Raw genomic sequence first — 9,467 nt, 5'->3', positions numbered from 1 at the left:
GAGCCCGATACGCCGGTCACGCAAGTCAGCAGGCCGATCGGCACTTCCAGGTCAACGTTCTGCAGGTTGTTGCCACGCGCGCCTTTGAGTTTGAGCTGCAGCTTCTTGTTGCGCGGTGTACGTTTGGCCGGCACGACGATCTTTTTGCGCCCGGACAGGTACTTGCCGGTCAGTGAGTCAGGGTGCTCCATGACTTGCTGCGGCGTGCCCTCGGCAACGATCTGGCCGCCATGTACTCCGGCACCTGGGCCGATATCGACGACGTAGTCGGCCAGGCGAATGGCGTCTTCGTCGTGTTCTACCACAATCACCGTGTTACCCAGGTCGCGCAGGTGGTTGAGGGTGGCCAGCAGTCGGTCGTTGTCACGTTGATGAAGACCGATGGACGGCTCGTCGAGAATGTACATGACCCCGACCAGGCCCGCACCGATCTGGCTGGCCAGGCGGATGCGCTGCGCCTCGCCACCGGAGAGGGTGTCTGCGCTGCGGTCCAGGGTCAGGTAATCGAGGCCGACATTGACCAGAAACTGTAGGCGCTCGCAGATTTCCTTGAGGATTTTCGTTGCGATTTCGCCGCGCCGGCCAGTCAGGGTCAATTCACCGAAATAGCTGCTGGCTTCGCCGATCGGCAGGTTGGTCACCGCCGGCAGGGTTTTTTCACCAACCCATACGTGGCGCGCTTCGCGACGCAGCCGCGTGCCACGGCAGTCCGGGCAGGGCTGAGTGCCGAGGAACTTGGCCAGCTCTTCACGTACCGTGGCCGATTCTGTCTCGCGGTAACGGCGCTCCAGGTTCGGCACGATGCCTTCGAACGGGTGCGAGCGTTTGACGATATCGCCGCGGTCGTTGAGGTATTTGAAATCGACGCTGTGCTTGCCGCTACCCTGCAGAATCACCTTCTGATGCTCTGCCGACAATTCGCCGAACGGCTCCTCCAAGCTGAAGCCGTAATGCGCGGCCAGTGAGCCGAGCATCTGGAAGTAGTACACATTGCGCCGGTCCCAGCCGCGTATGGCACCTTCAGCCAGGGTCAGCTCGCTGTTGACTAAGCGCTTTGTGTCGAAGAACTGCTTCACGCCCAGGCCGTCGCAGGTCGGGCAGGCGCCGGCGGGGTTGTTGAACGAGAACAGCTTAGGTTCCAGTTCGCTGATGGAATGGCCGCAGATGGGGCAGGCGAAGCGTGCGGAGAAGATCGTTTCTTCGCCAGCTTCGTCATCCATCGGGGCCACCAGCGCAATGCCATCGGCCAGCTTGAGGGCGGTTTCGAACGACTCGGCCAAACGCTGTTGCAGATCGGTGCGTACCTTGAAACGGTCCACGACTACATCGATGCTGTGCTTTTTCTGCTTGTCCAGCTTGGGCAGTTCATCCAGCTCATAGAGCTTGCCGTTGACCCGTGCACGGACGAAGCCCTGAGCGCGCATCTCGTCGAACACCGCCAGGTGCTCACCCTTGCGCTCACGTATCACCGGAGCCAGCAACATCAGCTTGCTGCCCTCCGGGCGCTCCAACACCAGGTCGACCATCTGGCTGACCGTTTGCGCTTCCAGCGGAATATCGTGGTCCGGGCAGCGTGGCGTACCGACGCGGGCATATAGCAGGCGCAGGTAATCGTAGATTTCGGTGATGGTGCCTACGGTCGAGCGCGGGTTGTGCGAAGTCGACTTCTGCTCGATGGAAATGGCCGGCGACAGGCCTTCGATGGTGTCGACGTCGGGTTTCTCCATCATCGACAGGAACTGCCGGGCATAAGCCGACAGCGACTCCACATAGCGGCGCTGGCCTTCGGCGTAGAGCGTGTCGAACGCCAGTGAAGACTTGCCGGAGCCAGACAGGCCAGTGATGACGATCAGCTTGTCCCGCGGCAGCGTCAGGTCGATATTCTTCAGGTTGTGGGTACGTGCCCCACGAATCAGGATCTTGTCCACTGCGGCCTCGCTTGGCGGGCATAAACAAAGAAGTATACGGCGCGCTGCCATTACGCGGCAAAGCGTCGCGTAGATGCCGTTAGCCTGTCGGACTGATAGAATCGCCGCCGGTTCACACGAGGTTTATCCATGCACGATACCCACAACGAGCGCATGAGCAGCAGCGAAACCCGCGCTGCAGGCGGCCTGGCTCTGGTCTTTGCCTTTCGTATGCTGGGCATGTTCATGGTCCTGCCGGTGCTGGCCACCTATGGCATGGACCTGGCCGGCGCCACGCCCGCGCTGATTGGTCTGGCCATCGGCGCCTACGGGCTGACTCAGGCGGTGTTACAGATCCCGTTCGGGATGATCTCCGACCGAATCGGCCGCCGCCCGGTGATTTACCTGGGGCTGCTGGTTTTCGCGTTGGGCAGCGTACTGGCGGCCCAGGCTGACTCGATCTGGGGGGTGATCGCCGGGCGAATTCTGCAGGGTGCCGGGGCGATATCGGCCGCGGTCATGGCGCTGTTGTCCGACCTGACCCGCGAGCAGCACCGGACCAAAGCCATGGCCATGATTGGTATGAGCATCGGCCTGTCGTTCGCTGTGGCTATGGTAGTCGGGCCTTTGTTGACAAGTGCCTTTGGTTTGTCAGGCTTGTTCCTGGCCACTGCAGGACTCGCCCTGGTCGGTGTCCTGCTGATCGCCTTCGTCGTGCCCAACACCCACAGCATCCTGCAGCACCGTGAGTCCGGGGTGGCCCGCCAGGCTCTCGGTCCAACCCTGCGTCATCCGGACCTTCTGCGCCTGGACGTGAGTATCTTTATCCTCCATGCCATTCTCATGGCCAGCTTCGTCGCCTTGCCGCTGGCGTTCGTCGAGCGCGGTGGTCTGCCCAAAGAGCAGCACTGGTGGGTGTACCTGACCGCGCTGTTCGTCTCATTTTTTGCAATGGTCCCGTTCATCATCTACGGCGAAAAAAAGCGCAAGATGAAGCGTGTGTTGGCGGGTGCGGTCAGTGTCCTGCTGCTGACAGAGGTATTCTTCTGGCAGTGGGCTGACGGTTTGCGCGGACTGGTGATTGGCACCGTGGTATTCTTTACCGCATTCAACCTGCTGGAGGCTTCATTGCCCTCGCTGGTGAGCAAGGTGTCGCCTGCTGGCGGCAAGGGAACGGCGATGGGGGTTTATTCCACCAGCCAGTTCCTCGGCGCTGCCCTGGGAGGCATTCTCGGTGGCTGGCTGTTCCAGCACGGCGGGCTGAACATGGTGTTCCTCGGCTGCGCTATCTTGTGTGCCATCTGGTTGGTCGTTGCTGTGAGCATGAACGAGCCACCCTATGTGACCAGCCTGCGCATGCCGTTGACGCCAGAAGCAGTTCAGGAAGCCGGCTTGACCGAGCGCCTGATGGCCGTGCCGGGTGTGACCGACGCCGTGGTGGTGGCAGACGAAGCCGCCATCTATATCAAACTGGATACGAAAATTTTGGACCGTGCGACCCTCGAGCGACTGGTGAATCCAGCCTCTTCGGCGTGCGAAGCCTAGGAGAACGTTATGGCCCGTGGGGTTAACAAAGTCATTCTGGTCGGTACCTGCGGCCAGGATCCCGAAGTCCGCTACCTGCCCAACGGTAACGCCGTGACCAACCTGAGCCTGGCTACCAGCGAGCAATGGACTGACAAGCAGTCGGGCCAAAAGGTCGAGCGTACCGAATGGCACCGTGTGTCGCTGTTCGGCAAGGTTGCCGAAATCGCCGGCGAATACCTGCGCAAAGGTTCGCAGTGCTACATCGAAGGCAAACTGCAGACCCGTGAGTGGGAAAAGGACGGCATCAAGCGCTATACCACTGAAATCATCGTCGACATCAACGGCACCATGCAGCTGCTCGGCGGCCGCCCGCAGGGCCAGCAAGGCGGTGACCAGTACAACCAGGGTGGTGGCAACTACGGTGGTGGCCAGCAGCAGTACAACCAGGCCCCGCCCCGCCAGCAGGCCCAGCGTCCGCAGCAAGCGCCTCAGCGTCCGGTACCCCAGCAGCCAGCACCCCAGCCGGCAGCGGACTTTGACAGCTTTGATGACGATATTCCGTTCTGATCAGCGCGATCATTTCGCGCAAACACTAAAAACCCAGGGCAATTGCCCTGGGTTTTTTTATGTCTGAAGCTGGGCTTCAGTTAACTGTTCACGCCTAGCCATCAAGCGCCGCCTCGGCAAATGCTGCATCCAGCTCAGGCGTTGCACCGCTGATTCCAATACCGCCGATATGCTCGCCATTGGCATCGACGATTGGTAGTCCGCCCTGGAGCAAGGTGATTCGCGGCAGCGAGGCATATGGGTTGGCTGGCGAGGCTGCACGACCTTTGGAGGAAAGCGGAAAACGCGCCGAAGTCGTGGCTTTGAGCTGGGCGGCATTGATATTGTGAGTGCCAGCGCCGTCCATGCGATGGAAGTGTTTGAGGTTGCCGTGTTTGTCGACGATGCTGATAACGATCGAAAACCCCTGCACGCGAGCGGCCTGTTCGGCAGCAGCAGCCATGCGCTGGGCTTGTTGTGCGCTGAGGGCCTCGGCATGGGTATGCACCGTAAGCAATGAGGTACTCAACATCAGCCAGGCTAACGTGAACTTCTGAGTCATGCGACACCTTCCGTGGGAATTTTCGGCAGCTTTACAGGTAGAAGCTGGAAAATCTGTAGTCCGTTTCCTCGTTTGCTGTCAGGCGTATCTCCGTGATCTGTAGGGTATGCGGCAATCAAGTGACCCATGTCATCGCACCTTCTCGATTCTTGACTAGTCTTATCTACTGGCGGCCATCAGTCTGCCGCCACCGTGACTAAGCAAGAGGCGCCGGCCAAGCTCCGTGCGTCCAAACCTGATCAGGAGTGCACGATGGACCTCAACCGTCGGCAGTTCTTCAAGGTCGCCGCCGTCGGCCTTGGAGGCTCGAGCCTGGCGGCGTTGGGCATGGCCCCAACGCCGGCATTCGCCGAGCAGGTGCGTCATTTCAAACTGACGCATACCAAAGAAACCCGTAACACTTGCCCCTACTGTTCGGTCGGCTGTGGCTTGATCCTGTACAGCCAGGGTGATGCAGGCAAAAACGTCAAACAGAGCATCATCCACATTGAGGGTGATGCCGATCACCCGGTTAACCGTGGCACCCTGTGCCCCAAAGGTGCCGGGCTGCTCGACTTTATCCACAGCCCTAGCCGTCTCAAGTACCCCGAAGTGCGCAAGGCGGGCAGCAATGAGTGGGTGCGGGTCAGTTGGGATGACGCCCTTAACCGCGTCGCCGAGCTGATGAAAAAGGACCGGGATGCCAATTTCATTGCCAAGAACGCACAGGGCCAGACGGTCAACCGCTGGGTGAGCACTGGTTTTCTTGCTGCCTCTGCCGCGTCCAGCGAGGCTGGCTACCTGACCCATAAGGTCATCCGTGCAACCGGCATGCTGGGGTTCGATAACCAAGCGCGTGTCTGACACGGCCCGACGGTGGCAAGTCTTGCCCCGACGTACGGCCGTGGCGCCATGACCAACCACTGGTCCGATATCGCCAACGCGAATCTGGTCCTGGTGATGGGTGGCAACGCAGCAGAAGCGCATCCGTGCGGCTTCAAATGGGTGACCGAAGCCAAGGCGCACAACCAGGCGCGGCTGATCGTGGTCGACCCGCGTTTTACCCGTACCGCTTCGGTGGCCGATTACTACGCGCCGATCCGTACCGGTACCGACATCGCTTTCATGGGCGGGCTGATCAACTATCTGCTGAGCAACGACAAGATTCAGCACGAGTACGTGCGTAATTACACCGACGTGTCGTTCATCGTCAAAGAGGGCTACGGCTTCGAGGACGGGCTGTTCAGCGGCTACGACGAGGCCAAGCGTGTCTACGCGGACAAATCCGGCTGGGGCTACGAGCTGGGTGAGGACGGCTTCGCCAAGGTCGACCTGACGCTGCAGCACCCGCGTTGCGTTTTCCAACTGATGAAGCAGCACTACAGCCGCTACACCCCTGAACTAGCGAGCATGACCTGCGGCATGCCCCAGGACGCGATGATGAAGGTCTGGGAAGAGATCGCCAGTTGCTCGGTGCCGGGCAAGACCATGACGATCCTCTACGCTCTCGGCTGGACGCAGCATTCGATCGGTGCGCAGATCATTCGCAGTGCAGCCATGGTCCAGCTGCTGCTGGGCAACGTTGGCATGCCTGGCGGTGGCGTCAACGCTTTGCGCGGGCACTCCAATATCCAGGGCCTGACCGACCTCGGGCTGCTGTCCAACTCCTTGCCAGGCTACCTGACCCTGGCAGGCGACGCCGAGCAGGATTACACCGCCTACATCGATAAGCGTGCTTCCAAGCCGCTGCGTCCAGGCCAATTGTCGTACTGGCAAAACTACGGCAAATTCCACGTCAGCCTGATGAAGGCCTGGTATGGCCCCAATGCAACCGCAGACAACAATTGGGGCTACGACTGGCTACCCAAGCTCGACGTACCGGCATACGACGTATTACGCATGTTCGAGATGATGAGCCAGGGCAAGGTCAATGGCTATATCTGCCAAGGCTTCAACCCGATTGCCGCGCTGCCGGACAAGAACCGCGTCACGGCGGCGCTTGGCAAGCTCAAATGGTTGGTGATCATGGACCCACTGGCCACCGAAACTTCGGAGTTCTGGCGCAATGCTGGGCCTTTCAACGACGTCGACACGGCCAATATCCAGACTGAAGTGATACGCCTGCCCACCACGTGCTTTGCCGAGGAAGACGGCTCGCTGGTCAACAGTAGCCGATGGCTGCAGTGGCATTGGAAAGGCGCAGATGGCCCGGGGGAGACACGTACCGACGTGCGCATCATGAGCGAGCTGTTCATTCGGCTGCGCCAGCGGTACCAGGCCGAAGGCGGTGCCTTCCCCGACCCCCTGCTGAACATTCACTGGCCGTACAAAATTCCCGAAGAGCCCTCGCCGGAAGAGTTGGCCAAAGAGATGAACGGCTGGGCCGTTACTGATATGACCGATCCGGCCGGTGCAGCCATCAAGGCTGGCCAGCAGTTGTCTGGTTTCGGTCAGCTCAAGGACGATGGCAGCACTGCTTCGGGCTGCTGGATCTTCTCTGGCTGCTGGACCGAGCAGGGCAACCAGATGGCCCGGCGCGACAACAGCGACCCGTACGGCATGCATCAGGTGCAGAACTGGGCCTGGGCGTGGCCGGCCAACCGCCGCATTCTCTATAACCGCGCATCGAGTGACACCCAGGGCAAGCCTTGGGACCCGGACAAGAAGCGGCTGGTATGGTGGAACGGCAAGGCCTGGACCGGCACCGACGTGCCTGACTTCAAGGTCGACTCGCCACCGGAGGCGGGGATGAACCCCTTCATCATGAACCCTGAAGGCGTGGCTCGGTTCTTCGCCATCGACAAGATGGCCGAAGGCCCGTTCCCCGAGCATTACGAGCCGTTCGAGACCCCTATAGGTATCAACCCTCTGCACCCGCAGAACAAAAAGGCCACCAGCAACCCGGCCGGGCGGATCTTCGACTCCGTATGGGAAAGCCTCGGCACCCATGACGAGTTCCCTTACGCGGCCACTACCTACCGGCTCACCGAACACTTCCATTTCTGGAGCAAGCATTGCCGGCTGAACGCCATTGCCCAGCCCGAGCAGTTCGTCGAGATTGGCGAGGTGCTGGCCAACGAAAAAGGTATCAAGGCCGGTGATCGAGTGCGGGTATCGAGCAAGCGCGGGCACATCGATGCGGTAGCGGTAGTGACCAAGCGTATTCGTCCGCTGATGGTCAACAATCAGACCGTGCATCAGATCGGCATCCCGTTGCATTGGGGCTTCACCGGCACCACGCGGCACGGCTACTTGACCAACACCCTGGTGCCGTTCCTGGGTGACGGCAATACCCAGACGCCGGAGTCCAAGTCGTTCCTCGTCAAAGTGGAGAAACTCTGATGGCCAGCCAAGACATCATCGCCCGCTCGGCCACCACCACGGCTCCACCTTCGGTACGCCAGCTGGAGCAGGTTGCCAAGCTGATTGACACCACCAAGTGCATTGGCTGCAAGGCTTGCCAGGTGGCATGTTCTGAGTGGAACGAACTGCGTGACGAAGTTGGCCATAACCATGGCACTTACGACAACCCGCAAGACCTCAGTGCCGAAACCTGGACTTTGATGCGCTTCACCGAGCACGAGCGCGACGACGGTAACCTGGAGTGGCTGATCCGCAAGGACGGCTGCATGCATTGCGCTGACCCAGGTTGCCTGAAAGCCTGCCCGAGCCCGGGGGCCATCATCAAGCACGCCAACGGCATCGTCGACTTCAATCAGGACCACTGCATTGGTTGCGGCTACTGCATCACCGGCTGCCCGTTCAACATCCCGCGCATTTCGCAGAAAGACCACAAGGCGTACAAGTGCACCCTGTGCTCCGACCGCGTGGCTGTGGGCCTGGAACCGGCCTGCGTGAAAACCTGCCCCACTGGGGCGATCGTATTCGGCAGCAAGGAAGAAATGAAGGTGCACGCCGACGAGCGCATCGTCGACCTCAAGTCGCGCGGTTACGACAAGGCTGGCCTGTATGACCCTGATGGCGTCGGCGGCACCCACGTGATGTATGTGCTGCACCATGCCGACACGCCGAAGCTGTACGCCGGCCTGCCGGACCAGCCTGTGATCAGCCCGCTGGTGGGTTTGTGGAAGGGCATTACCAAACCACTGGCGCTGCTGGCCATGGGTGCGGCAGTGCTGGCTGGGTTCTTCCACTACGTGCGTGTTGGCCCGCAACGAGTAGAAGAAGACGACCACCCGACATCTGTGGACGAGAGCGTGCATCAGGTGGACCCGGCGGTCCATGTCTATGATCCGACCAAGCCCGGTGGGCAAGGGGAGCCGCGGCCATGAACGACAACAAACCCATCCTGCGCTACACCGCCAATGAACGCACCAACCACTGGATCGTCGCAATCCTGTTCATGATGGCGGGGCTCTCCGGGCTGGCGCTGTTCCACCCGGCATTGTTCTGGCTCTGCCATCTGTTCGGTGGGGGCCCCTGGACGCGCATCCTGCATCCGTTTCTGGGCGTAGCGATGTTCGTGTTTTTCCTAGGGCTGGTGGTGCGTTTCTGGCGTGCCAATTTCATCACCGCCAACGACCGCCTGTGGCTGCGCCGGGTTGATCGGGTAATGCTGAACCAGGAGCAGGGCGTGCCACCGGTCGGTAAATACAATGCCGGGCAGAAGCTGCTGTTCTGGACGCTGCTTGCGTGCATGCTGGTGCTCCTGCTCACAGGGGTGGTGATCTGGCGTGCATACTTCAGCCACCTGTTCGGTATCGAGGTCATCCGCCTTTCGGCGCTGGCCCACGCACTGGCAGCCTTCGTGCTGGTGCTGAGCATTATCGTGCACATCTACGCCGGTATCTGGATCAAAGGCTCGATCAGCGCCATGCTGCATGGCTGGGTTAGTCGCGCTTGGGCGCGTAAGCACCATGAATTGTGGTACCGCGAGGTGACTGGCGATAAAACTCGTGGCAATCACGGACGCAAAGAAGGATGAG

General features: G+C 60.5%; 7 protein-coding genes. 5 read left to right on the top strand and 2 right to left on the bottom strand.

All coding sequences use genetic code 11. The features are described from left to right. Positions 1-1,928: excinuclease ABC subunit UvrA (uvrA, locus tag J5M56_RS22285; RefSeq protein WP_207937819.1), on the bottom strand; the 1,928-nt coding region annotated here is incomplete at its 3' end. 129 nt (positions 1,929-2,057) lie between these two features. On the opposite strand from uvrA, the gene J5M56_RS22280 reads away from it, so the two are divergent. Both J5M56_RS22280 and J5M56_RS22275 read left to right on the top strand, forming a co-directional pair. Continuing rightward, complete coding sequence (locus J5M56_RS22280) at positions 2,058-3,452, top strand: MFS transporter (RefSeq protein WP_207937818.1); 1,395 nt, start codon at positions 2,058-2,060, stop codon at positions 3,450-3,452. Positions 3,453-3,461: 9 nt separating this feature from the next. Continuing rightward, on the top strand, positions 3,462-4,001 hold the full coding sequence (locus J5M56_RS22275) for a single-stranded DNA-binding protein (protein ID WP_207937817.1): 540 nt from the start codon (positions 3,462-3,464) through the stop codon (positions 3,999-4,001). Between the two features lie 94 nt (positions 4,002-4,095). Here the strand turns inward: J5M56_RS22275 and J5M56_RS22270 are convergent, their stop codons facing one another. Then, the gene (locus tag J5M56_RS22270; RefSeq protein ID WP_225915511.1) at positions 4,096-4,542 is read right to left on the bottom strand and encodes a heme-binding protein; all 447 of its coding nucleotides are present in this window, start codon (positions 4,540-4,542) and stop codon (positions 4,096-4,098) included. 252 nt (positions 4,543-4,794) lie between these two features. Between J5M56_RS22270 and fdnG the strand changes: the two genes are divergently transcribed. The 3 genes from fdnG to J5M56_RS22255 are packed head-to-tail and all read left to right on the top strand — an operon-like array spanning position 4,795 to position 9,466. Then, positions 4,795-7,863 carry a formate dehydrogenase-N subunit alpha gene (gene fdnG / locus J5M56_RS22265; protein WP_207937816.1) on the top strand — a complete coding sequence of 1,023 codons (3,069 nt, stop codon included), beginning with the start codon at positions 4,795-4,797 and terminating at the stop codon, positions 7,861-7,863. Further along, positions 7,863-8,813 carry a formate dehydrogenase subunit beta gene (gene fdxH / locus J5M56_RS22260; RefSeq protein WP_060478908.1) on the top strand — a complete coding sequence of 317 codons (951 nt, stop codon included), beginning with the start codon at positions 7,863-7,865 and terminating at the stop codon, positions 8,811-8,813. The genes fdnG and fdxH overlap by 1 nt, the downstream gene beginning before the upstream one ends. After that, positions 8,810-9,466 (top strand): formate dehydrogenase subunit gamma, encoded by a 657-nt coding sequence (locus J5M56_RS22255; RefSeq protein ID WP_207937815.1) that lies wholly within the window; start codon positions 8,810-8,812, stop codon positions 9,464-9,466. Before fdxH ends, J5M56_RS22255 begins: the two co-directional genes overlap by 4 nt. Position 9,467: the final 1 nt, after the last annotated feature.

Origin of the sequence: Pseudomonas sp. 51_B (assembly GCF_017491595.1) — a bacterium.
Taxonomy (GTDB): domain Bacteria; phylum Pseudomonadota; class Gammaproteobacteria; order Pseudomonadales; family Pseudomonadaceae; genus Aquipseudomonas; species Aquipseudomonas promysalinigenes.
The sequence above is the reverse complement of the archived record's forward strand: the minus strand, read 5'-3'. Positions and strand labels throughout refer to the sequence as shown.